The organism is Nonomuraea sp. NPDC050404 (genome assembly GCF_040655495.1).
In the GTDB taxonomy this organism is placed as follows: Bacteria; Actinomycetota; Actinomycetes; order Streptosporangiales; family Streptosporangiaceae; genus Nonomuraea.
On the sequence record NZ_JBFAKB010000043.1, the window covers coordinates 12,977 to 38,052 of the forward strand.

Below are 25,076 nucleotides of genomic sequence, written 5' to 3' on the forward strand. Positions count from 1 at the left end.
ATTGTCGGACCGGCGGGTTCGTGTCAGATCGGGCGCCCGGTCCCAGATCCAGGAAGGCCCACGACCGCCATGCGATCACGCACCCCCCTGCTCGCGTTGCTCGCCGGCGCGCTGGCGTTACTCGCCGCGCCACTGCCCGTCTCGGCCGCAGCCGCCCCGGAGGGCACCTACATCGTGCAGCTCAACCCGGCGCTGCGCACCACCCAGAACGCCGCCCAGGACCAGGTGTCCCGGCTCGGCGGCGAACTCGTCGGCGTCTACGAGCACGCGTTCAAGGGCTACACCGCCCGCCTGAGCGCGAAGGCCGCGGAAGACCTCAAGAGCAACCCGAACGTCATCAGCGTGGAGCCCGACGCCGAGGTGCACGCCTTCGTGCAGACCGTGCCGACGGGCGTACGCCGCATCTTCGGCCCGAGCAACCCGAACCTGGACATCGATGGCGTCGATGACGTGCGCATCGACGTGGACGTCGCCGTGGTCGACAGCGGCGTGGACAACACCCACCCCGACCTGAACGTGGTCGCCAGGGCCAACTGCCTGACCGGCCTCTGCGTCAACAACTCCGGCACCGACGACAACGGCCACGGCTCGCACGTCGCGGGTACGGTCGGCGCACTCGACAACACCATCGGCCCGGTGGGCGTCGCGCCCGGCGCCCGCATCCACGGCGTGAAGGTGCTCAACGCGGCGGGCTCCGGCTCCCTGGCCGGCATCGCGGCCGGCATCAACTGGGTGGTCGCCCGCGCCTCCACCATCGAGGTCATCAACCTGAGCCTGGGCTGCAACGGCTGTTCGAGCAGCGCGATCAGCACGGCCATCAGGAACGCGGTCAACGCCGGCATCGTGGTCGTGGTGGCCGCCGGCAACAGCCACGCGAACACCTCCTCGTTCTTCCCCGCCAACCACCCCGACGTGGTCACCGTTTCCGCTTTGACCGACAATGACGGTTTGCCGGGCGGTACGGGGGGCAGCACGCTGTCGTGCCGCAGCGAAACCGATCAGGACGACACCTCGGCGTTCTACTCCAACTACGGCACGACCGTGGAGATCACGGCGCCGGGCACCTGCATCTACTCGACCTACCGCGCCGGCGGCTACGCCACGATCAGCGGCACGTCGATGGCCAGCCCGCACGTGGCGGGCGCCGCCGGAGTGCTCACCTCCGGCGCCAACAAGCCGACGACCAGGGCGGGCTCGCTGGCGGTACGCAGCACGCTGATCTCGACCGGCAACTCGAACTGGACCGACGACTCGGGCGACGGCGTCAAGGAGCCGCTGCTCGACGTGCACGACGCCACGCAGTACCCGCCGTCATGACGAAGTAGAACCATCCAGGAAGGGCGGTCCGCGGATCCCGCAGCACCGCGGGCCGCCCGCCCTTCTTGGCAGATCAGTGCTCGGGCGCGACCACGGGAACGATCTCCGGCGCGCCCAGCCTGATCGCGTCGGCCTCGTGGTCGGAGTCCTGCTCCTGCGAGCGGCGCTCCGCCTCCACCCGCTTGGTGTAGTACTCCACTTCCCTCTTGACCTGCTCGCCGTCCCAGTCGAGCGGCCCGGCCAGCAGTTCGGCCGACTCCTGCGCCACCGCCACCCCGCGGTGGAAGGTCTCGATGGAGATGCGCGTACGCCGGGTCAGCACGTCGTTGAGGTGCCTGGCCCCCTCGTGGGTGGCGGCGTAGACGATCTCGGCCCGCAGGTAGTCGTCGGCCCCCGACAGCGGCCGGCCCAGCGACTCGTCCTGCTCGATCAGTTCGAGCACCTCGTAGATCAGCGTGCCGTAGCGGTGCAGCAGGTGCTCGATCCTGGCCACGTGGAGCCCCGACTCCTGGGCGATGCGGTGCCGGGAGTTCCACAGCGCCTGGTAGCCCTCGCCGCCGACCAGCGGGATGCGGTCGGTGCACGAGCGCGGCACCCGCTGGTCGAGGCCGTGCGCCACGGCGTCAACGGCGTCCTTGGCCATGACCCGATAGGTCGTGTACTTCCCGCCGGCGATCATCACCAGGCCCGGCACGGGATGCGCGACCACGTGCTCCCTGGACAGCTTGGAGGTCTCGTCGGACTCGCCCGACAACAGCGGCCGCAGCCCCGCGTACACGCCCTCTACGTCGTCGCGCGTCAGCGGCACGGACAGGACCGCGTTGACGTGGTCGAGCAGGTAGTCGATGTCGGTGCGGGAGGCGGCCGGGTGGCCCTTGTCGAGCGTCCACTCCGTGTCGGTGGTGCCGATGATCCAGTGGCGGCCCCAGGGGATCACGAACAACACCGACTTCTCGGTACGCAGGATGATGCCGGTCAGCGAGTGGATCCTGTCGCGCGGCACGACGAGATGGATGCCCTTGGAGGCGCGCACGTGGATCTGGCCGCGCCCGCCGACCAGTTCCTGGATGTCGTCGGTCCACACGCCGGTGGCGTTGACGACCTGCTGGGCGCGTACCTCGAACTCCTCGTCGCACTCCAGGTCGCGCACCCGCACGCCGGTGACCCGCTCGCCCTCCCGCAGGAACCCCACCACCTGCGCCCGCTGCGCGATGTGCGCGCCGTAGGTGGCCGCGGTGCGCAGCGTGGCCACCACGAAGCGCGCGTCGTCCACCTGGGCGTCCCAGTACTGGACCGCGCCGGTGAAGGCGGTCTTCTTCAACGCCGGGGCCAGCCGGAGCGCCCGCGACCTGGACAGATGCCGATGGCCCGGCACGCCCCTGCTCAGGCCCGTCGCGAAGCCGAGCGTGTCGTAGAGCGCCACGCCCGCCCCGACGTAGGGCCGCTCCCAGCCGTAGTGGGTCAGCGGGAACAGGAACGGCACCGGCCTGACCAGGTGCGGCGCGATGCGCTGCAGCAGCAGCGCGCGTTCCTGCAACGCCTCGCGCACGAGCTCGAAGTTGAGCTGCTCCAGATAGCGCAGGCCGCCGTGAATGAGCTTGGAGGAGCGCGAGGAGGTGCCTGAGGCGAAGTCGCGCGCCTCGACCAGCCCCACGTCCAGGCCGCGCGTGACGGCGTCGAGCGCGATCCCCGCCCCCACGACGCCGCCGCCGACCACGACCAAGTCGAGCTCCTGGGCTCTCATGCGGTTCAACGCCTGGGACCGCTCCGCGGGCCCGAGTGTGGCCGCACACCTTGCCGACGTCATAACTCCCCCTGGAACGCGCCGTCGCCTGCGCTCCATACCTACCCGCGCAGGACTCGACCTGTAACCGCTGGTGACGGACGGACCCGAGCAAACACGTGCGGCCTCGTCAGACCCACCCAACCCAGGTCAGGCGCGTACGACCTTCACGCCCGCGTCGGTCAGCTCGCCCGCGAGCGCGTCGGAGAGCTGGGCGTCGGTGACCAGCGTGTCGATCTGGCCGATCGGGCAGATGCGGGAGAAGGCCCGCCGGCCCACCTTGGAGGCGTCGGCCACGACGACGACCTGGGCCGCCCGGCTGATCAGCAGGTGGTTGACGCTGGCCTCGCCCTCGTGGTGGGCCGAGGCGCCCAGCTCGACGTCCAGCCCGTCCACGCCGAGGAAGGCCACGTCCAGCGTCACCTGTTCCAGCACCCCGCTCGCCAGCGGGCCGATGAGCTCGTAGGACTGCTGCCTGGCCACCCCGCCGGTCACCACGATCTTGACGTGCCGGCGGACGGTGAGCTCGGCGGCGATGTTGAGCGCGTTCGTGACGATCGTGAAGCCGCTCTCCAGCGTGGAGAGCGTGGCCAGGGTGCGGGCCAGCTCGGAGGTGGTGGTGCCGCCGTTCAGGCCGATCACCGCGCCGGGCGGGACCAACTCGGCCGCCGCCAGCGCGATGCGGTGCTTCTCGTCGGCGTGCCTGGCCGTCTTGTAGCGCAGCGGGAGGTCGTAGCTGACGCTCTGGGCCACCGCGCCGCCCCGGGTGCGCATGAGCATCTGCTGCTGGGCGAGCTGGTCGAAGTCCCGCCTGATCGTCGCGGTGGAGACGTCGAGCGCCGCAGCGGCCTCCTCCACCGTGAGCCTGCCCTCCTGGGCCAGCAGTTCCAGGATGGCGTTCCAGCGGTCATAGCGGGACACCAGGGCCTCCCTAGGGGATGAGGAACAGGTGCAAGCGTGGCACAACCCGGGGTACCAAGCCACCAGTGTTCATACATGCTCTTTCCTGATATAAAAAACGCAGAAACAATCAAACATGGGAGGCAAGTGGTGACCACCCACACCGAAGCCGAGATCGCGTCCCAGCCGGACTGCTGGCGGCGCGCCGTCGCGAGCGTCCCCGCCGACGCGTTGCCGCGCGAGGGAGAGCGCGTGGCCGTCGTCGGCTGCGGTACGTCGTGGTTCATCGCGATGGCGTACGCGGTGCTGCGCGAACGGGCCGGGCACGGCGAGACCGACGCGTTCGCCGCCTCCGAGTTCCCGGCTGGCCGCGGCTACGACCGTGTGCTCGCGCTGTCCCGCTCCGGCACCACGACCGAGGTCCTCGACCTCCTGGCCACCACGACCGGCAGGTCCACGGCCATCACCGCCGACCCGAACACGCCGATCATGACGGCGGCCGACGAGGTCATCGTGCTCGACTACGCCGATGAGCGGTCGGTCGTGCAGACCAGGTTCGCCACCACGCAGCTGGCCATGCTCCGCGCGAGCCTCGGTGAGGACCTCACGCAGGCGATCGCCGACGCCGAGCGGGCCGTCTCCGAGCCGCTGCCCGACGCGCTGGTGAACGCCGAGCAGTTCAGCTTCCTCGGCGCCGGCTGGTCGGTCGGCCTGGCCCAGGAGGCCGCGCTGAAGATGCGCGAGGCGTCCCGCTCGTGGACGGAGGCGTACCCGGCGATGGAATACCGGCACGGGCCGATCAGCATCGCCGCACCCGGACGCGTGACGTGGATGCTCGGCACCGCCCCCGAGGGCCTGCGCGGGCAGGTCGAGCAGACCGGCGGCACGTTCGTGGAGAGCGCGCTCGACCCGATGGCCGAGCTGGTCAGGGCCCAGCGGGTGGCCGTGGCGCGGGCATTCGCCCGAGGGCTGAACCCCGACGAGCCCATGCACCTCACTCGATCTGTGATCCTTTCCTCATGAGCCTTACTCTTGCCGACGCCAGGATCGTGACCCCCGAAGGTGTGCACGAGGGGTGGCTGACCATCGAAGACGGCCGCATCACGCACGTCGGGCAGGGATCCGCCCCCGGTCCCGGTCTCAGCGTCGGCGGGCGGCACGTCGTGCCGGGTTTCGTGGACATCCACAACCATGGCGGCGCCGGCGGCTCCTTCCCCACCGGTGACCTTGATCAGGCGCGTGACGCCGTGGCGCTGCACCGGGGGCACGGCACCACCACGACCATGGCCAGCCTGGTCAGCGGCTCGATCGAGGACCTGACCAGGGCGACGTCGGCGCTGGCCGAGCTGTGCGAGGACGGGCTGCTGACCGGCATCCACTTCGAGGGCCCCTACATCTCCAGGGCCCGCTGCGGCGCGCACGACCCGACGGTGCTGCGCGAGCCCTCGCCGCAGGAGTTCGCCGGGCTGGTGAAGGCCGGGCGCGGGCACGTGCGCATGCTGACCATCGCGCCCGAACTGCCCGGCGCGCTCGACACGATCAGGACGGCCGTCGCGGAGGGCGTGATCGCCGCCATCGGCCACAGCGACGCCGGCTACGAGCAGGCGATCGAGGGCATCGAGGCGGGCGCGACCGTGGCCACGCACCTGTACAACGCGATGCCGCCGCTCGGGCACCGCGCCCCCGGGCCCGTGGCGGCCCTGCTCGACGACGAGCGGGTGACGGTCGAGCTGGTCAACGACGGGGTGCACGTGCATTCGGCCATGCTGCGGCTGGCGTACGAGGTGGCCGGGCCCGGCAGGACCGCGCTGATCACCGACGCCATGTCGGCCACCGGCCTCAGCGACGGCGACTACAAGCTGGGCTCCATGCCCGTACGGGTGCGGGACGGCGTGGCCCGGCTGGTGGAGGGCGGCTCGATCGCGGGCGCCACGCTCACGATGGACGTGGCGTTCCGGCGCGCCGTCCAGGAGCTGGGCATGTCGCTGCCCGACGCGGTCCAGGTGGCCTCGCTGACGCCCGCCCGGGTGCTCGGCCTGGCGGACAGGATCGGCTCGATCGCCGTCGGCAAGGCGGCCGACCTGGTGGTGCTCTCCGACTCGCTGGAGGTGGACGGTGTGCTGAAGGACGGCGTCTGGATCACGGAGCCCCGATGATCCTCACGGTGACGCTCAACCTCGCCCTCGACGTGACCTACCAGGTGCCCGGCGTCGACTGGGACGGGGTCAACCGGGTCGGCGAGGTGCACAGGCGGGCGGGCGGCAAGGGCGTCAACGTGGCCAGGGTGCTGGCCGCGCTCGGCCGCGACGTGCTGGTCACGGGGCTGGCCGGCGGGCCGACCGGGCGCGCGATCGAAACGGACCTGCGCACGTCCGGCCTGCCCAGCGCCCTGTACGCCATCGCCACCGACTCCCGCACCACCCTGGCCGTCTCCGACCTGCCCACAGGACGGACCGCGCTGTTCAACGAGCCGGGACCCGAGGTCACGCCCGCCGAGCTGGACGGCTTCACCCGGCGCTACGAGGAGCTGCTGGGCGACGCCGACGCGGTGGTCCTGTCCGGCAGCCTGCCCAGGGGCGTCCCCGCCGACGCCTACGCCACCCTGGCGGCCATCGCGGCCGGCAGGGGCGTCCCGGCCATCGTGGACGCCGACGGCGCCCCCCTGCGCCACGCACCGGCGGGCCGTCCCGCCATCCTCAAGCCCAACGCCGAAGAGCTGGCCAGGGCGGTGCCCGGCGGCACCCCCGCCGAGGGCGCGCAGGCGCTGCGCGGCCGGGGCGCGGCGGCCGTGGTGGTGTCCATGGGCGCCGACGGGCTGCTGGCCGTCACAGGGGAAGGAACGTTCTCGGCGCGGATGCCGTACACCGTGCTGGGCAACCCGACGGGGGCGGGTGACTCGCTGGTCGCCGGGCTGGCGCTGGGCCTGGTCGAGGCGGTCCCGTGGCCGGAGCGGCTCAGGCGGGCCGCGGCGCTCGGCGCGGCGGCCGTGGCCACGCCCGTGGCCGGTGAGTTCGACCCCGACGTGTACGCCGACATACACCCCCAGATCATCATCACGTAAGGAGCAGCCATGCCCCTCGCCACCATCGGCGACATCGTCAGCCAGTCACCCGCGGGGGTGGGCGCGTTCAACGTGATCCAGCTGGAGCACGCCACCGCCATCGTCACCGGCGCGGAGGCCCTCGGTCTGCCCGTCGTGCTGCAGATCAGCGAGAACTGCGTGCGCTACCACGGCGCACTGGAGCCGATCGCGCTGGCCGCGCTGGCGGTCGCGCGGCGCGCCGAGGTACCGGTCGCGGTCCATCTCGACCACGCCACCGAGCGGGCGCTGGTCGAGGAGGCGGTGGCGCTGGGCGTCGGCTCGGTCATGTACGACGCCTCCGCCCTGCCCGACGAGGAGAACGTCGCCGCCACGGCCGGGGTGGCGGCCTGGTGCCACGAGCGCGGCGTTTGGGTGGAGGCCGAGCTGGGCGAGGTCGGGGGCAAGGACGGGGTGCACGCGCCGGGGGCCCGTACCAAGCCGCACGAGGCCCTGGACTACGTGACGCGCACGGGCGTGGACGCGCTGGCCGTGGCCGTGGGCACCTCCCATGCCATGACCACCAAGGACGCGGTGCTGGACCTGGAGCTCATCGCCGAGCTGCGCGCCGCGGTGCCGGTGCCGCTGGTGCTGCACGGCTCGTCGGGCGTGCCGGACGACGTGCTGCGCGAGGCCGTGCGGCAGGGCATGAAGAAGATCAACATCGCGACCCACCTGAACAAGGCGTTCACCGGCGCCGTACGCGACTACCTGGCCCACGACGAGCGGGTCGTGGACTCCCGCAAGTACCTCAAGGCCGGCCGCGACGCAGTGGCCCGCGAGGTCACCCACCTCCTGGGCGTACTCTCCGGCTGAGGCCCCGAGCTGGTGCCGGGGCGAGGTTTCAGGCGCTCAGGGTCGCCAGTACGCGTTCGGCCTGTCGGTGGAAGGTGCCCGGTGGGTTGCGTGGGTGTTCGTGGGACAGCAGGAACAACCAGACCAGCGCGTGCGCCTTGCGGCACTCCCGCATTCGCCGCTCCTCCCTCGGGTCCAGCTCGAACCGGTGGGCGATCTCCACCTCGCCGTCCACCCACATCGACACGTGCTCGGCGAGCTCGGCCACCTCGAAGGCCACGTCGCTGCGCCCGGAATCCTCGAAGTCGACGATGCGTACACGTGCGCCGTCCCACAGGAAGTTGGCGAGGTTGCCGTCGCCGGCCCCGAACGCCGGCCTGACCCCCGACTCGCCCGGCGCCCAGCTCTCCAGCCAGCGCAGACCCTCCCTGACCGCGCGATCGGCCAGCGGCTCCCTGGGCTGCCAGGCGGCGCACCGGGGCCTGACCCAGTCCACGAGCGCCTCGCGCTGCCAGGGACGCAGCGGGACGGCGCGCAACTCGCGGTCGGGCACGGCGGTGTGCAGCTCGCACAGGGCCTCGGCCATGGCGGCGACGTGCCCGGCCCGCGCGAACAACCCGCGCAGCGGCACCCCGCCGATCCTGGTCATCGTGACCGTGCCGGACTCGTACGCGATCGGCTCCGGCGCGAGTCCGGGGGCGTGCCGGGCCAGCAGGCTCAGCGCCCGCCATTCGCGCTCGGCCGCGCCCGGCTTGCCGGCCACGTACCGCTTGACCACGCGGTCGCCCTCGTAGGTCAGCTCGTGCGTGTGCGCAAGATCGGCCACGCTCGCCAGCTTAGGCCAACAGACGCTCAACGGCGCTGGTCACAAGCCTGCGCATCTCATCTTCGCCGAACACGTCGGGCAGCGTGAGCCGCTCGACCACCAGCCAGTTCATCGCCAGGTAGAGCAGCACCACGGTGTCCTCGTCGCCGGGCAGGCCAGAGGCGAGGTGGTGGCGGATGTTGGCGTCCACGTCGGCGCGGATGTGCTTGGTCAGCACGGTGCGCAGCGCGGGCCGTCTGGTGGCCTCCAGCCGCAGCTCCAGCAGGGCCAGGTAGCCGGATTTGAACGACGAGACCCGATCGACCACCCCCTGGATGAGCACGGCGACCCGGTCGCCGTCGCGCGCCCCCGAGCGGCTGTCGGCGACCTCGGCGGCGTCGGGCTGCAACCGCTCGTAGATCCGGCCGCCCGCCTGGGTGAGCAGGTCGTCGCGGTTGGCGAAGTAGTTGGAGGCGGTGCCGGTGGGCACCCCGGCCTGCGCGTCCACCGCCCTGAACGTCAGCCCGCGCGCTCCCTCCGCTGCCAGCACCTCGATCGCGGCGTCGATCAGCGCCGTCCGTCTGGCCGTGTTCTGTCGGACCATGTTGACACCACTCCAGTTGTAGTACTACGGTCTAACCAGTTCACTCATAGTACTTCAAACGGAGTTGATCGTATGCGAAAGCTCGTCTATTACATTGCCACCTCGATCGACGGCTACATCGCGGGTCCCGGGGGCGAGTTCGACTTCTATCCGGTGGCCGACGACATGGCGGCCTACATCAACGGCGAATACCCCGAGATGGTCCCCACACCCGTCCGCGACCAGATCGGCTTCGACGCGCCCAACAAGCGCTTCGACACGGTCATCATGGGCCGCGGCAGCTACGAGCCCGGACTCGCCGTCGGCTACTCCAGCCCGTACGCCCACCTGCGGCAGTACGTCGTCTCCGGCACCATCAAGAGCGTGGACGACCCCGCCGTGGAGTTGGTCCCCGACGACCCGATCGGCTTGGTGCGCCGGCTCAAGCAGGAGCAGGGCGGCGACATCTACCTCTGTGGCGGCGGCAACCTGGCCGCCCAGCTCCTGCCCGAGATCGACGAGATGATCATCAAGTGCTATCCGGTGGTGGCCGGAGAGGGCATCCCGGTCTTCCACGGCTCCTTCAACCCGACCACGTTCACGCTGACCGGCACGCGTACGTTCAGCAACGGCACCGTCCTCATGACCTACACCCGCTGAGCGCCCGGTGGACCTTCCTGAGGCGGCGGAGCGACCTCAGCCCGCACCCGCACCTGCACCTGTGCGCCGCTCCGCCGCCCGCCGCGGGAGCTCCCGCCCCATCTCGTCGCCCATCAGGGAGCACCCGTCAGGGAACAACTGCTCGACGTCCGGCACACCGTGCCCGCCAGACGCCCGCCAGGCGCCTACTCAATACCCCCGCGACTGCCGTGCCATCGCCTCCACCGCGTTCTTGGCCACCACCAGGGACGCCCCGGTCGCCTCGCGGTAGATCTTGATGGCCTGGATCTTCTTGCCCTGGCCGAGCGCCCGGTAGAAGTCCGGCGGCAGCGCGGGCCCCTCGGCCCGCGAGTCGATGAACCTGGGGTCGATGCCAATGAGCCGCTGCAGGTCGGCGACCTGCTGCTCCAGCCTGACGACCCGATCTTCGAGCGATTCCTCCATAAAGAGAACCCTATGTCGGTTACCGCAATATCGCCCGCGCCACGGTGTAGGGCGCGACGCACACCCAGCAGAAGGCCGCCACCCCAGGAGGAGCGGCGGCCGTCAACGGGTATGGTTCAGCGCTGGGTCGGCGCGACCACGACCTCGACCCGCTGGAACTCCTTGATGTCGGAGTAACCGGTGGAGGCCATGGTGCGCTTCAGCGCCCCCATGAGGTTCATGGAGCCGTCCGCCACGCTGGAGGGCCCGTGCAGGATCTGCTCCAGCGTCCCCACGGTGCCGAACGCGACCCGCCGCCCGCGCGGCAGGTCGGGGTGGTGCGCCTCCGAACCCCAGTGGAACCCGTGGCCGGGCGCCTCGGCGGCGCGCGCCAGCGGCGAGCCCACCATCACGGCGTCGGCCCCGCAGGCGATGGCCTTGGCGATGTCGCCGGAGGTGCCCATGCCGCCGTCGGCGACCACGTGCACGTAACGGCCGCCGGACTCGTCCAGGTAGTCGCGCCGCGCCGCCGCCACGTCGGAGATCGCGGTGGCCATCGGCACCGCCACGCCCAGCACGTTGCGCGTGGTGTGCGAGGCGCCGCCGCCGAAGCCGACCAGCACGCCCGCCGCGCCGGTGCGCATGAGGTGCAGGGCGGCGGTGTAGGTGGCGCAGCCGCCCACGATGACCGGCACGTCCAGCTCGTAGATGAACTGCTTGAGGTTGAGCGGCTCGGCCCGCCCCGAGACGTGCTCGGCGGAGACCGTGGTGCCGCGGATGACGAAGATGTCCACGCCCGCGTCGATCACGGCCTTGTGGTACTGGACCGTGCGCTGCGGCGACAGCCGTACGGCGGTGGTCACGCCGGAGGCACGGATCTCCTCGATCCGGCGGCCGATCAGCTCTTCCTGGATCGGCGCGGCGTAGATCTCCTGCAGCCGCTTGGTGGCCGCCGCCTGGTCGAGGGCGGCGCACTCCTCCAGCAGCGGCAGCGGGTCCTCGTAGCGCGTCCACAGCCCTTCGAGGTCGAGGGGCGCCAGGCCGCCGAGCCGGCCGATCTCGATGGCGGTGGCCGGCGAGACCACGCTGTCCATCGGAGCGACGACCACGGGCAGCTCGAACCGGTAGGCGTCGATCTGCCAGGCGATCGAGACTTCTTCCGGGTCACGGGTGCGCCGCGAGGGCACCAGTCCGATCTCGTCGAGCGAGTACGCCCGCCGCCCGGTCTTCCCCCGGCCGATCTCCACCTGCTGAGTCATGACTTACCTTCTGTGATAGTTCGGAGCTTCCACGGTCATCTGGATGTCGTGGGGATGGCTCTCCTTGAGACCCGCCGACGTGATCGGCATGAGCTCGCAGTCGGTGTGCATCTGGCCGATCGTGCGGCAGCCCGCGTACCACATGCCCTGGCGCAGACCGCCGACGAGCTGGTGGGCGACGGCCGCGACCGGGCCGCGGTAGGGGACCTGGCCCTCGATCCCCTCGGGGATGTACTTGTCCTCGCCGCCGACGTCCGCCTGGGCGTAGCGGTCCTTGCTGAAGGAGGTGCCGCCGCGCTCGCGGTTGCGTACGGCGCCGAGCGAGCCCATGCCCCGGTAGGACTTGAACTGCTTGCCGTTGATGAAGATCAGCTCACCGGGCGACTCCTCGCAGCCGGCCAGCAGCGAGCCCAGCATGACCGTGTCGGCCCCGGCGGCGATCGCCTTGACGATGTCGCCCGAGTACTGCAGGCCGCCGTCGCCGATCACCGGCACCCCGGCGGGCGCGCACGCCTTCGACGCCTCGTGGATGGCCGTGACCTGCGGCGCTCCCACCCCGGCCACCACGCGGGTGGTGCAGATGGAGCCGGGGCCCACGCCCACCTTGACCGCGTCGGCGCCCGCGTCGACCAGCATCTGGGCGCCGGCCCTGGTCGCGATGTTGCCGCCGATGACCTGGACCTTGCTGTTGGCCTTGAGCTTGGCGATCATCTCGGCCAGGCCCTTGGAGTGGCCGTGGGCCACGTCCACGACCACGACGTCCACCCCGGCCTCGATGAGCGCCTTGGCACGCAGCTCGGCGTCGCCGCCGACGCCCACGGCCGCCCCGACGACCAGCCGGCCGTCGGCGTCCTTGGTGGACAGCGGGTACTGCTCGCTCTTGGTGAAGTCCTTGACCGTGATCAGGCCGCGCAGCCTGCCCTCGGCGTCCACCAGCGGCAGCTTCTCGATCTTGTTCTTCCTGAGCAGCGCGAACGCGTCGTCACGCGAGACCCCCACCGGGGCGGTGACGAGCGGCATCGGTGACATGACCTCGCGGACGGGCCGCGTCTGGTCGTTCTCGAAGCGCATGTCGCGGTTGGTCACGATGCCGACGAGCGTGCCCGCCGCGTCCGTCACGGGCACCCCGGAGATCCGGTACGTGGCGCACAGCCGCTCGACGTCGGCCAGCGTGTCGTCCGGGCTGCACGTCACCGGGTTGGTGACCATGCCGGCCTCGGACCGCTTGACCAGATCGACCTGCTGGGCCTGCTCCTCGACCGACAGGTTGCGGTGCAGGATGCCGATGCCGCCCTGCCTGGCCATGGCGACCGCCATGCGGGCCTCGGTGACGGTGTCCATCGCGGCGGAGACCAGCGGGATGGACAGCGTGATGCCCCGCGACAGGCGGGAACCGGTGTCGGCCTCGCCCGGTTGGAGGTCTGAATAACCCGGCACCAGCAGCACGTCATCGAAGGTCAAACCCATTTCGGTGAACTTGGACATGCCGCGGCCCCCTCCTGCCTAGCGCTGATTCAGCTAAGTCTAGGGCCTGCGTCCAAACCACACGGAGCCCGGGAGCAACAAGTGCGGGGAGTGGCGGCGGATGGCCGGGGGCACGATGACCCCCACGGTCCGTCGTACCCCCGGCATCACAAAGTGCCGGGGGATGGGACGGTCGGTGATCCGTCCCATCCCCCGGCCACCGGCACCCGGGCAACGGCGGCGCAACGCACCACCGAACCCCCCTCCGCGTTCTGATGGCCGGCGCAACCGCGCCCTTGCTGGATGCCGACGCTAGGTAAAGCCTGCGTTACTCACCGGCACACCGCAATGTGCAAACGTGCAATTGCACGAAGTTGCATGCCGGTTGGAACGAGTCAGCGCAAGAAGCGGACACAGGCGTAATGCGGGGTTATCCTCGCGGCACGCCCGTGTCCCCCCGACGGAGCCGCCCAGAATGCGCAACGAGCCCGAAATCATCTCCGACCCGTTCGAGACGCTGGGCCTCGACCCCGCCCAGACCGCCCTGTACTCAGCGGTGCTGCGCCTGCACAAAGCGACACGTACCGACCTGGCACAGGCCATGGACGATCCCGTCGAAAAAGTCGGCCGCCAGTTGGACGATCTCGTCAAACTGGGCGTCATAGATGAACAATCGGGACAATATCTCGCCAGACACCCCGCCGCGGCGCTCGGCCGGCTGATCGCCGAACGGCTCGATCATCTGGCGGAGGAGAGCCGCAGAATCGACTCGGCGCTCGGCTCCATCCGCGGCCTGATCCGTGACTATGACGCGGGCCGCGACTATCGCAGCGGCCCTTTTACGGTGGAGATGGCAAGCGGGGCGGACATCCTGTACGAGAGCGTGGTCGGCATCGCCGTACAGTGTCAAACACCACCAATGCCATTACTGACTGCCGTTCCAGATGAACGTACAATGACTGACTTTGCACGGAAATTTGCGGATCCATGGATTGATGCGCAAGAACGAAGCCTTCTTACTGTTCGGGCGATCATCCCGGTTTCCACCCTCATGCTCCCGGGCGTACGCGACCAGCTGACCCGCCTCGTCGAGACCGGCGGCAGCGTACGCACGCTGGACCGGGTGCCGAGCTGGTTCATGACCGCCGGCTCGGAGGTCGCCGGCCTGCCCGCGCACTGGGGCGGCAACCTGCCCGACCACGCCTACAACTTCTACCTGGTCCGCACCTCCGTCGTCGTGGGCATGCTGACCTCGCTCTTCCGTGAGCTCTGGGCGCGCGCCGTACCCGTCCCGTGGGGCCGCAAGGGCGACGGCATCATCCAGGTGCTGCGCCTGGCCGCGCAGGGCATGTGCGACGACTCGATCGCCCGCCAGCTCGGCCTGTCGGTGCGTACGGTACGCGCGAGATTCGCCGACGCCATGACCGAGTTGGGCGCTCAATCCCGCTTTCACGCAGGCGCGGAGGCGGCCAGACGCGGATGGCTCAGGTAATCCCCACCGCTGGGGCCGCTTCGGTCATATGGTGGGAAGGTGCTGGAAGACGTCCCCCGCGATCCGTTCGCGGATGACCCAAACGACCCTTCCTCGGCGATGGGCGCGCTCGACGATGCCGAGCCACTCACGGCGGCCGAGCGCGACGAGGCCATCACCGACCTCGCCGACGTCGAGGTCTTCCGCTCCCTGCTCGAACCGCAGGGGGTGCTGGGGCTGGTGCTCGACTGCCCGGAGTGCGGCGAGCAGCACTTCTTCGACTGGGAACTGCTGCGCGGCAACCTCAAACAGATGATCGAGAAAGGCCAGCCCCAAGTACACGAGCCGGCCTTCCACCCGGACCCGGCGGACTACGTCAGCTGGGACTACGCCAGAGGCTACGTCGACGGCGTCATCGACACGGAGGAACGCCGCTGAGACACGGCGGACCGCCGCCTGCCCACATCGTCGAGCAGCGCTGCCAGCAGGCGCGCGGCCGGATCGCCCGAGTCGGGCGACTGTCCGCGACCGAGCGCGTCGAGCAGCGCGTCGGTCTCCTCCTCAGGAGTCAAGCCGACTCCAGCTCCGCCATCTGCCGCAACCGTGCCAGCGCCCGATGCTGGGCGACGCGGACCGCACCTGGTGACATACCGAGTACATTACCGGTCTCCTCGGCGGACAACCCCGACACCACCCGCAACAGCAGCAACTCGCGCTGGTTGTCGGGCAGCCTGGCCAGCAGCCGCCTGGCGTGCTCCACCTCGATGTAGCGCACCACCGTCTCCTCCGGCCCCGGACCGTCGTCGGGCCCGTCCGGCAGATCCTGGGTCGGAACGGCCGAGCGCACCGAACTTCGCAGCGCGTCGGCCACCTTGTGCGAGGCGATCCCGAACACGAAGGAGGCGAATGGCCGCCCCATGTCCCGGTATCGCGGCAGCGCGGACAACACCGCGATGCACACCTCCTGGGCCACGTCATCGGCAATGTGATATTGCCCTGAAACCCTGCCCAGCCGGGCGCGGCAATACCGCACCACCATCGGACGCAACTCACCGAGCAGGGATTCGATCGCACTGCGATCTCCCTGCACGGCGAGGCTCGTCAGTTCTCTTAGGTCGGAGTCATCCGTCCGTGCCGGAAGTCTCGACGCGAGCCTTACCCCAATTTTGGCGTCGGCGACGCTTCCCTCGCTCACGATAGGCACTATGCCCGCACTGATCCGGCCTGTCGTCATGGCGAACGGCTACGGATTGGTCACATTGAAGCGACGATAACGAGCAGTAATCAACCGACCACACTAAGCCTTTATGGTGACATAATGTTTCACGGGATAACCCGGAATGCACGACATTTGTCAGACTCCGGACGCTTATCACAGACTCCCGGTTTACTCCAATATTCCACCTTTTCCCCCACTTCCCCCCATCCCGCCCGACTCCGGGCGGAGCCACCCGGAGCGATGAGGTCCTCACTTCACTCCCCCGCCCTTTCACCCCGCACGTCCGGCAGACCCGGATCCCCCTCTTCCCGCGCGCCCGGCAGACCCTGAAGCCCCTCTTCCCGCGCGCCCGGCAGATCCTGAAGCTCCTCGCCCCGCGTGCTCGGCAGATCCTGAAGCTGCTCGGCCCGCGTGTCCAGCAGGTCCAGATACCCCGCGACCGCCTCCCACAGGTGGTTCTCCGGGTACCGCCCCCGCCCCCTGTGCGTGCGCCGCCAGCCGCGCTCCCAGTACGCCCCGTGCACGGCGCGCAGGTGCTCCAGGGCCGTCCGTAGCTCCTCCTGGACCTGCGCCGCCGTACGCCCGCTTCCATCGCCGTACGCGGCCACCTCACGCACCGCCCCGAACCGCCGCTCGGCCAGCGCGTCGAGCACCCCCTTCTCGACCCCGTCCAGCGACCAGAAGCGCACCGGCTCGCGGATGCGATGGTTGCCCACCGGCTCCCCGCGCGACCGCCACCAGTAGGCGACCCCGCCCCGATCCAGCCGCAGGAAGTCCACCAGCCACGCCGTGCCGGGCGGCTGGGTCTCCCAGGCCACCTCCTCCGGCGGCAGGTTCAGCACGAAGGCGACCTCGATCACCTCGACCGGATCCGCCCCCGCCGTCAGGTCGCCGAAGACGTACGCCTCCCGCAGGAACGGCTCGTCCACCGGCACCCGCCTGGTCTGCTCGCACGCCTCGGCGAGCATCCGCAACCGCTCCACCGCCCGCTGATACCGCATCCCCAGGCCGCCCTTCCACACACCCGCTCCACCAACCCGCCCGAGCCTAATCCGACCCAGCCGCCACCCCCGCGCCCCGCGCCCCGGGCAGCCGGGCAGCCGGGCAGCCGGGCAGCCGGGAGTGTGTGGCCTCACACCAGGTGGGCGGGTGCCTGGCGCGTGCCATGCGGTTCGGCAAGGCCGATGCGCCCCCGGGCCCTCCTCAGCCCGGCCATCCGCATGCGGTCGAGCGGTCGAGCGGGTGAGACGGGCCAAGGCGGGTCGTTCGGGCAGGCCAGAGCGGGTCGAGCAGGCCAGAGCGGGTCGGGCAAGCCAGAGCGGGTCGGGCAAGCCAGAGCGGGTCGGGCAAGTCGCCAGAGCGGCCCGGACAGGCCAGGGTGGTCAGCTGGGCTGGCCGGTGGGCATGACCGTGACCTGCTGCAGGTTCACGCGCGGCGGCAGCGTGGCGACGAAACCGACGGTCCGCGCGATGTCCTCCGGCGTGAGCCACTCCATAGCCTCCTTGCTCCCCTCCAGCCACCGCAACGCGCCGTCATCGGTGACATGGCTCTGCAGCTCGGTGCCCACGATCCCCGGCTCGATCGCCGACACCCGCACGTTCTTCGGACCCAGCTCGACCCGCAGGTGACGCGAGAGATGCGTGACGTACGCCTTGGTCCCGGAGTACACGGCGAAGTTCGGAAAGATGTTCTGAGCCGCGATCGACGAGGTGTTGATCAGATCGGCCACCCCCTGATCACCGGCGGCCTCGACCAGCTGCGGGGTGAACGCGCCGATGACGTTCATCAGCCCCGTGATGTTGAGGTCGATCTGGTGCCGCCACTGATCCTCGGCCAGTTCCTCGATCGGCGCGGGCAACATGACGCCCGCGTTGTTGAACAGCAGCCCGGCGGCCCCCAACTCGGCCGCCACCCGCCCGGCGGCGGAACGCACGGCCCCGGTGTCGGTCACGTCGGCGGCGACGGCCAGCGCGGTGCCGCCGTTCCGCTCGATCCTGGAGACCAGCCCGTCCAGCCGGTCCGCGCGCCGGGCCAGGACGGCGACGCGCGCGCCCAGCTCCGCCAGGTGCTCGGCCGCGGCCTCCCCGATGCCGCTGGAGGCTCCGGTGACGACCGCCACACGACCGGTCAGGGGCTTGGCGAGAGTTCGTACGGACATGGCGCTGAAACCTTTCGCAGACAGATGAACAGTGCCCGGCGACTCACCGGCCACGCATCCAGCACACCATCCCTGAGCTGCGATTTCGGGGATGTAGCAGGCCCTTCGGAGGCAGGTACCGGCAGGGCCACCCAGAGCGCCGGCGCACCCCTGCGGCTGACTCACAATGGAGGTATGAACCGTGGTGACGAACTCGCCGACTTCCTGCGATCGCGTCGCGCCCGGATCAGCCCCGACCAGGCAGGGCTGGCGGCGGACGGCCGCGCCCGGCGGGTGCCCGGCCTGCGCCGCGACGAGGTCGCCCGCCTGGCCGGCATGAGCACCGAGTACTACACCCGTCTCGAACAGGGCCGCGCCGGCAACCCCTCCCCGGAGATCGTCGAGGCGCTCGTCCGCGTGCTCCAGCTCGACCTCGCCGAACGCGAGCACCTCACCGACCTGCTGGCCCGGCCGACCCCGGCCAGGCGCGCGCCCACCGCCCCGCAGCGGGTCCGCCCCGGCCTGCACCTCATGCTCCAGACCCTGGAGCACGTGCCCGCCTTCATCCTCGGCCGGCGCACCGACGTGCTGGCCGCCAACCGGCTGGCGCGGGCGGTGCTGACCGACTTCGACGCGCTGCCCGTACCGCAGCGCAACCTGGCCCGCTACTACCTCCTGGACCCGGAGGCCCGCGAACGGGTCGGGGACTGGCCACGGATCGCCGCCGAGACCGTCGCCATGCTGCGCCTGGAGGCCGGCCGCCACCCGGACGACCGGCGGCTGGCCGACCTCGTGGGCGAGCTCACCCTGCGCTCGCCCGAGTTCACCACCTGGTGGAACGACCACCGCGTGCTACGCCGTACGCACGGCGCCAAGCACTACCGCCACCCCGTGGTCGGCGATCTCCACTTCGCCTACGAGTCGTTCCAGCCACCCGGCGACCCCGACCAGACCCTGTGCGTCTACAACGCCGAACCCGGCTCCCCCACCGCCACGGCCCTGCGCCTGCTGAGCAGCTGGACCGCCCCGGCCCACTCGGGCCAATGACGGCTCACAGGATGAATCTTGTCATCCTGTTCCCCTCCGGCGATCGGGACCTGGTGGAGCTCTCGGATGAACCCGTCCTGCTCGGCTTCCCAACGTGCGCGGGTGATGACGACGGTATTGACCTCACGCCCGAGCCGGGATCTCGCGCGTTCCGCCACATCGTGCAGGCCCGGAAAGCCGTACGGCCCGACACCCTCTCGGGTGCGGGCCGTACGGATGGTGTGAAGGAGCGGTCAGTGGCCGTGGCCGTGACCGTGACCTCCGGCGGCGGCCGGGGCCTCCTCCTCGGGCTTGTCCACCACGAGCGCCTCGGTGGTGAGCAGCATGCCCGCGATCGAAGCCGCGTTCTGCACGGCAGAGCGGGTGACCTTCACCGGGTCGTTGACGCCCTGGGCGATCAGGTCGCCGTACTCGCCGGTGGCGGCGTTGAGGCCGTGACCCGGCTCGAGCTCGGTGATCTTGTGCGTCACCACGTAGCCCTCAAGACCGGCGTTCTCGGCGATCCAGCGGGCCGGCTCCACCAGGGCGCGGCGCACGATGGCCACACCGGTGGCCTCGTCGCCCGTGAGGCCGAGGTCGTCGAGCTCCTTGGCGACGTGGATGAGCGCGGAGCCACCGCCGGAGACGATGCCCTCCTCGATCGCGGCGCGCGTCGCGGAGATCGCGTCCTCGAGGCGGTGCTTCTTCTCCTTCAGCTCCACCTCGGTGGCGGCGCCGACACGCAGCACGCACACACCGCCGGCGAGCTTGGCCAGGCGCTCCTGCAGCTTCTCGCGGTCCCAGTCGGAGTCGGACTGCTCGATGGCAATCTTGATCTCCTTGACGCGGTCCTCGATGGCCTGCTGGTCACCGGCGCCGTCGACGATGGTCGTGGCGTCCTTGGTGACGACGACGCGGCGGGCCGTGCCGAGCACCTCGACACCGACGTGCTCCAGCTTGAGGCCGACCTCCTCGCTGACGACCTGGCCACCGGTGAGGATGGCGATGTCCTGCAGCATGGCCTTGCGGCGGTCGCCGAAGCCCGGGGCCTTGACGGCCACGGAGGTGAAGGTGCCGCGGATCTTGTTGGTCACCAGGACGGCCAGGGCCTCGCCCTCGACGTCCTCGGCCACCACGAGCAGCGGCTTCTTCGTCTGGGCGATCTTCTCCAGCAGCGGCAGGAAGTCCGCGATGGAGGCGATCTTGCCCTGGGTGAGCAGGATGTAGGCGTCCTCGAGGACGGACTCCATCCGCTCGGGGTCGGTCACCATGTAGGCCGACAGGTAACCCTTGTCGAACTGCATGCCCTCGGTGAACTCGAGCTCCATGCCCATGGCGTTGGACTCTTCGACGGTGAGGACACCGTCCTTGCCCACCTTGTCGAACGCCTCGGCGATCAGGTCGCCGATCTTCGCGTCCTGGGCGGAGATCGTCGCGACGTCGGCGATCTCCTTCTTCTCGGAGACCTCGCGGGCGCTGGCGAGCAGCTTGTCGCTGATCACCTTGGCGGCCTTGTCGATGCCGCGCTTGAGCGACAGCGGCGAGGCGCCGGCGGCCACGTTGCGCAGACCTTCGCGGACCATGGCCTGGGCCAGGACGGTCGCGGTGGTGGTGCCGTCACCCGCGATGTCGTTGGTCTTGGTGGCAACTTCCTTGGCGAGCTGGGCGCCGAGGTTCTCGTAACGCTCTTCCAGCTCGATCTCACGAGCGATGGTGACACCATCGTTGGTGATCGTCGGCGCACCGAACTTCTTGTCGATGACGACGTTGCGGCCACGCGGGCCGAGGGTAACCTTCACGGCGTCCGCGAGGGCGTTCACACCGCGCTCGAGCGCGCGGCGGGCGTCCTCGTCGAACTCCAGGATCTTCGCCATACTGAAAGTCCTCTCCTAGCGTCGAAAACCCCGGCCGCCCTCAAGAGCGCCCGGGGCTCGACACACCGGCTTACTTCTCGATGATCGCGAGAACGTCGCGGGCGGAGAGCACGAGGTACTCCTCGCCGCCGTACTTGACCTCAGTGCCGCCGTACTTGCTGTAGAGGACGATGTCGCCCTCAGAGACGTCGAGCGGAATCCGCTTGTCGCCGTCCTCATCCCAGTTGCCGGGGCCCACCGCGAGGACCTTGCCCTCTTGCGGCTTCTCCTTGGCGGTGTCCGGGATGACCAGGCCGGAAGCGGTGGTCTGCTCGGCCTCAAGCGGCTGAACCACAATGCGGTCGCCGAGCGGCTTAACGGGAACCTTGGTGGCGGTCGTCACGATCGGACCTCCCCTTCAGATTTGAATGATCTAGAAGAGGCGACCAGCTGGGCCTGCCGTCGCGGGTGTCAGACCTGCCTCGTCGCACGTTGGCACTCTCAAGGGGAGAGTGCCAACAGGAAACATATGCAAGAGGGGCTTGACAGTCAACACGAACGCCTCCGCTGAGAGCGATCAGACACTCTTCGCACCGCGCCGACACCACCCAGTCTTCCACGTGCGCGTACATCTCCGGTCGGCACCGCGCCGCTCGAAAGTACGGCGCCGCACCGCCCGAAGGCCCGGCGCCGCGCCGCCCGAAGGCCCGGCGCCGCGCCGCCCGAAGGCCCGGCACCGCGCCGCCCGGACGTTCCCGCCGGTCGGGTGTGGCGCTAACGTCGGGTGACGTGGATCTCGACGCCTTCACCGAGTTGCTGACCCCGCGCGGCAGGCGCGCGCTCGCCGAGGCCGAGGAACTGACGGGCGCCGATCCGGTCGCCGCCGCCACCACCATGCGCGGTACGTACGACGCCGCGCTCACCTCCGCCGCGCTCACCCAGGCCGGGCTCAGGGCGCGGGCCAGGGCCAAGTTCGGCGAGGACGCCGGGTTGATGTACTTCACACCGCACGGCCTGGAACAGTCCACGAGGACGGAGGTGGCCGAACACCGCGCCCGCCGCGTGATCGACCTCCTCCAGGCCCCCGACCGACCCGGCGAGCCCAGGCAACGCGGCTTGCCCGCACCACACGACCGGCCCGCACCGCGCGTGGTGGACGCCTGTTGTGGCATCGGTGGTGACCTCATCGCGCTGGCCCGTGCGGGCTGCACCGTGGCCGCCGTGGACACCGACCCCCTGACCGTGGCCGTGGCCAGGGCCAACGCGGAGGCGCTCGGCCTCGCCGACCGGGTGAGCGTGGCCGTGGCGGACGCGGCGCAGGTCAGGCCCGAGGAGTACGACGTGTTGTTCGCCGACCCGGCCAGGCGGACCGGCCGGGGCAGGACGTTCGACCCCATGGCCTACTCCCCGCCCTGGCCCGTGGTGCTCGACCTGCTCGCGCGGGCCCGGCTGGCCTGTCTCAAGGTCGCCCCCGGCATCCCGTACGAGTTCATCCCCGAGGGTGCGCAGGCCGAGTGGATCTCGTACAGGGGCGAGGTCAAGGAGGCCACGCTGTGGACGGGCGGGGGCGGCGGCAGGCGGGCCACCCTGCTGCCCGGCGGGCACACGCTGACCGCCACCGGCGTCCAGGCCCCGGCCGGGCCTCCCGGCCGCTACCTCTACGAGCCGGACGGCGCCGCGATCCGCGCGCACCTCGTCGGGGAGGTGGCCGAGTTGGTCGGCGGCCGGCTGCCCGACCCGATGATCGCCTACATCGCGGCCGACGACGCGGTGGACACCCCATGGGCGTCCAGATACGAAGTGGAGGACATTTTTCCCTTTTCCCTGAAAAAACTCCGGGCAGCCCTCCGCGAGCGGCAAGTCGGCAATGTCACCATCAAAAAGCGCGGCTCCGCCATCGACATCGAACGCCTTCGTTCCGATTTGCGGCTGAAAGGCGCCAATACGGCCGTCATCGTCCTGACCAGGATCGCCGACAAACCCTCCGTTCTCATCTGCAAGCCCCTCTCACCTGGCTGAACCTCCGAATCCGGCCATCGGTGCGTTAACCACGATCTTTCAATTCAGCCCTCACGGACCATGATCGAAAGACTAAGGTGGGCGGCCGGGAGTTCTTCCTCCCATTGCGGTTAGCCGCGTTCTCCGTCTTGCACCCAATAAACCGGACCTATCCCACCGCTGCGCGGCAGACCGTCGGCGAGCGAAGGAGCTTTCGGTGGATCATTCCAACCACACAGCCGTTCTTCAGGCAGGCACTCAGGACGCCGTCCCCAAGAGGATGCGCGACCTGCTCGCGCGTGCCGCCCAGGACCACGTGTACGAGCAACGCACCCAGGGCGCCGTGCTCGACGAGATCCGCCAGCGGCTCGAAGGCATGGAGTGGCTGCTGCGCGAGGTGCGCGAGCGGGAGCTGGGCGGTCTCAGCGGCACGCTCGAATCGGTCAGCGGGCGGCTCGACGAGATCACCGCCAAGCCGCCGATGTGGGCCGAGGGCCTGGCGCAGCACGTGGAGGCCGTACGCGACCACGTGGACGCCGTCGGCGAGCGGGTGAACCACGTCGACACCCGGGTGGCCCCAGTCTCGGAGTTGCCGAGCCTGTGGGCCGACCTGGGCACCGTCGGCGAAAGCGTGGACGAGGCGCTCAACCGGCTGCAGACGGTGCTCGACAGCACCGACGGCATCAACAAGGGCATGTCCGACTTCGCGACCATGCTGGCCAGCCTCAACTCCAGCATGGAGGCCGCGGCCAGCCGCTTCACCCGGCTCGACAAGTCGATGGCGGAGCTGGCCGGACGTACAGACAGGGTCGAGGTCGTCGTCACCGACCTGTCGGAGAGCGTCACCGAGCGTCTGGCGGGCGCGTCCGAGCAGCTCTCCGCCAAGGTCGAGACCGCCGAACGGCGCTTCGCCACCAGGCTCGACGAGACCGAAGAGCACCTGTCCACGAAGCTCGACGAGACCGACCGGCGGCTCACCACCCGGCTCGGTGAGACCCACGGGCAGCTGACGACCCGCCTGGAGCAGAGCGACGAGCAGCTCACGCAGCGCCTGGACCAGACCGACGAACACCTGAACGCCCGCCTCGACCTGGCCGACGAGCAGCTCACGCAGCGCCTGAACCGGACCGACGAGCGGCTGAGCATCCGGCTCGACGAGACCGACCAGCGCCTGGCCACGGCGCTCCTGGAGGCCGACGAGCGGCTCGTCACCCGCCTCAAGGACGCCGACGAGCAGCTCACCGGCCGCCTGTCCGGCATCGAGCAGCGCCTGACCATCCGGCTCGACGAGGCCGACCAGCACCTGGCCGTACAGCTCGGCGAGAGCGAGCAGCGCCTGACGGCCCGGCTCACCGGCGTGGACGCCCGCCTCGACCGGGCCGAAGGCACGCTCTCGGGCCTGGACTCCAAGCTCACCGGGTTCGACGGGCGGCTGGAGTCCTCCGAGGAGTGCCTGTCCGACATCGACACCAGGCTCGACGGGCTCGACGGCAGGATGAGCGGCGTGGACAAGCGGCTCGTCTCCATGGACGGCCAGATCGGCGGGGTGGACAAGCGGCTGGGCACCCTCGACGGGCATCTCGGCCGGCACGACGACCGCTTCGACGCCCTCGACGTACGCATCGACGCGCGTTTCGCCTCGCTCGACGAGCGCATGGCCGCCGGCGACCAGCACGTCAACGAGATCGCCACCCGCAACGAGGGCCGCTTCAACAAGCTCGACAACCAGATGGACGCCATCGACGAGCGGCTGGTCGAGGCCGAAGAGCATATGAGCAGCCGCTTCGACACCGTCGACGGCCACTTCGGCGGCCTGGACACCCGCTTCCACGGCCTAGACACCCACCTGAACGGCCTGGCCGCCCGCGCCGAGCAGGCAGGCGAGCACCTGGAGTCGGTCGACGACCGCATCGAGGCCGTCAACGAGCGCGTGACCCAGCTTCCCGCCACCCTGGCCATCCCCGAGCTGATCCAGGCGCACACGGGCGAGCAGGCCGAGCGCCTGGCCGCCGCCACCGAAGCCCAGGCCGAACGGCTGGCCACCGCCTCGCAGGCGCAGGCCGACCGCCTGGCCGCCGCCACGGACGCGCTCACCGAGCTGGTCAGGTCCCGGCCCGACGGCGATGAGATGGCCGGTACGCTGTCCGGCATCGTCCAGCCGGCGACCGATGACCTGGCCACGCGCCTGAGCGCGCTGGAGGAGACCATGCTGGCCCTGGCCGAGGCCCTCCTGCGCCCGACCCGGGGCAAGGACTGACAAAGCGCCTCACGGCCGTGCACACCGCCTAAGAGCCGCCTCCGAG

The 25,076-nt window shown here is 70.3% G+C and carries 24 protein-coding genes; 11 read left to right on the forward strand and 13 right to left on the reverse strand.

Annotated features, from left to right (window positions below; all coding sequences use genetic code 11):
* The first annotated feature begins 69 nt into the window (after positions 1-69).
* Complete coding sequence (locus AB0I81_RS58590) at positions 70-1,317, forward strand: S8 family serine peptidase (protein ID WP_360678131.1); 1,248 nt, start codon at positions 70-72, stop codon at positions 1,315-1,317.
* A 73-nt stretch (positions 1,318-1,390) separates the two neighbouring features.
* Here the strand turns inward: AB0I81_RS58590 and glpD are convergent, their stop codons facing one another.
* Both glpD and AB0I81_RS58600 read right to left on the reverse strand, forming a co-directional pair.
* Positions 1,391-3,124 (reverse strand): glycerol-3-phosphate dehydrogenase, encoded by a 1,734-nt coding sequence (gene glpD / locus AB0I81_RS58595; RefSeq protein ID WP_360678133.1) that lies wholly within the window; start codon positions 3,122-3,124, stop codon positions 1,391-1,393.
* A 126-nt stretch (positions 3,125-3,250) separates the two neighbouring features.
* Complete coding sequence (locus AB0I81_RS58600) at positions 3,251-4,021, reverse strand: DeoR/GlpR family DNA-binding transcription regulator (RefSeq protein ID WP_360678135.1); 771 nt, start codon at positions 4,019-4,021, stop codon at positions 3,251-3,253.
* Positions 4,022-4,150: 129 nt separating this feature from the next.
* Here AB0I81_RS58600 and AB0I81_RS58605 point away from each other — a divergent pair, with 129 nt between their 5' ends.
* The 4 genes from AB0I81_RS58605 to AB0I81_RS58620 are packed head-to-tail and all read left to right on the forward strand — an operon-like array spanning position 4,151 to position 7,895.
* Positions 4,151-5,023: a sugar isomerase gene (locus AB0I81_RS58605; RefSeq protein ID WP_360678137.1), complete on the forward strand. Its 873-nt coding sequence runs from the start codon at positions 4,151-4,153 to the stop codon at positions 5,021-5,023.
* Positions 5,020-6,156, forward strand: coding sequence for an N-acetylglucosamine-6-phosphate deacetylase (nagA, locus tag AB0I81_RS58610; RefSeq protein ID WP_360678139.1), 1,137 nt, complete (start codon positions 5,020-5,022; stop codon positions 6,154-6,156). The genes AB0I81_RS58605 and nagA overlap by 4 nt, the downstream gene beginning before the upstream one ends.
* Positions 6,153-7,061 (forward strand): 1-phosphofructokinase family hexose kinase, encoded by a 909-nt coding sequence (locus AB0I81_RS58615; RefSeq protein WP_360678141.1) that lies wholly within the window; start codon positions 6,153-6,155, stop codon positions 7,059-7,061. Before nagA ends, AB0I81_RS58615 begins: the two co-directional genes overlap by 4 nt.
* A gap of 9 nt (positions 7,062-7,070) precedes the next feature.
* Positions 7,071-7,895, forward strand: coding sequence for a class II fructose-bisphosphate aldolase (locus AB0I81_RS58620; RefSeq protein ID WP_360678143.1), 825 nt, complete (start codon positions 7,071-7,073; stop codon positions 7,893-7,895).
* Positions 7,896-7,923: 28 nt separating this feature from the next.
* Here the strand turns inward: AB0I81_RS58620 and AB0I81_RS58625 are convergent, their stop codons facing one another.
* Both AB0I81_RS58625 and AB0I81_RS58630 read right to left on the reverse strand, forming a co-directional pair.
* Positions 7,924-8,700 (reverse strand): aminoglycoside phosphotransferase family protein, encoded by a 777-nt coding sequence (locus AB0I81_RS58625; protein ID WP_360678145.1) that lies wholly within the window; start codon positions 8,698-8,700, stop codon positions 7,924-7,926.
* 10 nt (positions 8,701-8,710) lie between these two features.
* The gene (locus AB0I81_RS58630; protein ID WP_360678147.1) at positions 8,711-9,283 is read right to left on the reverse strand and encodes a TetR family transcriptional regulator; all 573 of its coding nucleotides are present in this window, start codon (positions 9,281-9,283) and stop codon (positions 8,711-8,713) included.
* A gap of 72 nt (positions 9,284-9,355) precedes the next feature.
* Here AB0I81_RS58630 and AB0I81_RS58635 point away from each other — a divergent pair, with 72 nt between their 5' ends.
* Complete coding sequence (locus AB0I81_RS58635) at positions 9,356-9,922, forward strand: dihydrofolate reductase family protein (protein ID WP_360678149.1); 567 nt, start codon at positions 9,356-9,358, stop codon at positions 9,920-9,922.
* 189 nt (positions 9,923-10,111) lie between these two features.
* Here AB0I81_RS58635 and AB0I81_RS58640 read toward each other — a convergent pair whose 3' ends face one another.
* The 3 genes from AB0I81_RS58640 to guaB all read right to left on the reverse strand — a co-directional run bounded on the left by AB0I81_RS58640 (position 10,112) and on the right by guaB (position 13,089).
* Positions 10,112-10,366, reverse strand: a complete 255-nt coding sequence (locus AB0I81_RS58640) for a hypothetical protein (RefSeq protein ID WP_360678151.1) — start codon at positions 10,364-10,366, stop codon at positions 10,112-10,114.
* Positions 10,367-10,482: 116 nt separating this feature from the next.
* Entirely contained in the window at positions 10,483-11,604 is a 1,122-nt protein-coding gene (locus AB0I81_RS58645) for a GuaB3 family IMP dehydrogenase-related protein (protein WP_360678153.1), read from the reverse strand.
* 3 nt (positions 11,605-11,607) lie between these two features.
* Entirely contained in the window at positions 11,608-13,089 is a 1,482-nt protein-coding gene (gene guaB, locus AB0I81_RS58650; protein ID WP_360678155.1) for an IMP dehydrogenase, read from the reverse strand.
* A gap of 454 nt (positions 13,090-13,543) precedes the next feature.
* Between guaB and AB0I81_RS58655 the strand changes: the two genes are divergently transcribed.
* Positions 13,544-14,560 (forward strand): helix-turn-helix transcriptional regulator, encoded by a 1,017-nt coding sequence (locus tag AB0I81_RS58655; RefSeq protein WP_360678157.1) that lies wholly within the window; start codon positions 13,544-13,546, stop codon positions 14,558-14,560.
* Between the two features lie 39 nt (positions 14,561-14,599).
* Positions 14,600-14,977, forward strand: coding sequence for a DUF5319 domain-containing protein (locus AB0I81_RS58660; protein ID WP_080043188.1), 378 nt, complete (start codon positions 14,600-14,602; stop codon positions 14,975-14,977).
* Here AB0I81_RS58660 and AB0I81_RS58665 read toward each other — a convergent pair.
* The 4 genes from AB0I81_RS58665 to AB0I81_RS58680 all read right to left on the reverse strand — a co-directional run bounded on the left by AB0I81_RS58665 (position 14,938) and on the right by AB0I81_RS58680 (position 17,917).
* The gene (locus tag AB0I81_RS58665) at positions 14,938-15,111 is read right to left on the reverse strand and encodes a hypothetical protein (protein WP_360678159.1); all 174 of its coding nucleotides are present in this window, start codon (positions 15,109-15,111) and stop codon (positions 14,938-14,940) included. The genes AB0I81_RS58660 and AB0I81_RS58665 overlap by 40 nt on opposite strands.
* Positions 15,108-15,743 (reverse strand): sigma-70 family RNA polymerase sigma factor, encoded by a 636-nt coding sequence (locus tag AB0I81_RS58670; RefSeq protein ID WP_090930520.1) that lies wholly within the window; start codon positions 15,741-15,743, stop codon positions 15,108-15,110. The genes AB0I81_RS58665 and AB0I81_RS58670 overlap by 4 nt, the downstream gene beginning before the upstream one ends.
* 269 nt (positions 15,744-16,012) lie before the next feature.
* Positions 16,013-16,759, reverse strand: coding sequence for a hypothetical protein (locus tag AB0I81_RS58675; protein WP_360678161.1), 747 nt, complete (start codon positions 16,757-16,759; stop codon positions 16,013-16,015).
* Positions 16,760-17,140: 381 nt separating this feature from the next.
* Positions 17,141-17,917: an SDR family oxidoreductase gene (locus tag AB0I81_RS58680; RefSeq protein ID WP_360678163.1), complete on the reverse strand. Its 777-nt coding sequence runs from the start codon at positions 17,915-17,917 to the stop codon at positions 17,141-17,143.
* A gap of 174 nt (positions 17,918-18,091) precedes the next feature.
* Here AB0I81_RS58680 and AB0I81_RS58685 point away from each other — a divergent pair, with 174 nt between their 5' ends.
* Positions 18,092-18,943: a helix-turn-helix transcriptional regulator gene (locus tag AB0I81_RS58685; RefSeq protein ID WP_360678165.1), complete on the forward strand. Its 852-nt coding sequence runs from the start codon at positions 18,092-18,094 to the stop codon at positions 18,941-18,943.
* 233 nt (positions 18,944-19,176) lie between these two features.
* Here the strand turns inward: AB0I81_RS58685 and groL are convergent, their stop codons facing one another.
* On the reverse strand, positions 19,177-20,796 hold the full coding sequence (gene groL, locus AB0I81_RS58690; protein ID WP_360678167.1) for a chaperonin GroEL: 1,620 nt from the start codon (positions 20,794-20,796) through the stop codon (positions 19,177-19,179).
* Between the two features lie 70 nt (positions 20,797-20,866).
* Positions 20,867-21,181 (reverse strand): co-chaperone GroES, encoded by a 315-nt coding sequence (groES, locus tag AB0I81_RS58695; RefSeq protein ID WP_197093639.1) that lies wholly within the window; start codon positions 21,179-21,181, stop codon positions 20,867-20,869.
* Positions 21,182-21,564: 383 nt separating this feature from the next.
* Between groES and AB0I81_RS58700 the strand changes: the two genes are divergently transcribed.
* Together AB0I81_RS58700 and AB0I81_RS58705 are read left to right on the forward strand one after the other, a co-directional pair.
* Positions 21,565-22,794 carry a methyltransferase domain-containing protein gene (locus AB0I81_RS58700; RefSeq protein WP_360678169.1) on the forward strand — a complete coding sequence of 410 codons (1,230 nt, stop codon included), beginning with the start codon at positions 21,565-21,567 and terminating at the stop codon, positions 22,792-22,794.
* 196 nt (positions 22,795-22,990) lie between these two features.
* Positions 22,991-25,030, forward strand: a complete 2,040-nt coding sequence (locus AB0I81_RS58705; RefSeq protein ID WP_360678171.1) for a hypothetical protein — start codon at positions 22,991-22,993, stop codon at positions 25,028-25,030.
* The last annotated feature ends 46 nt before the right edge of the window (positions 25,031-25,076 follow it).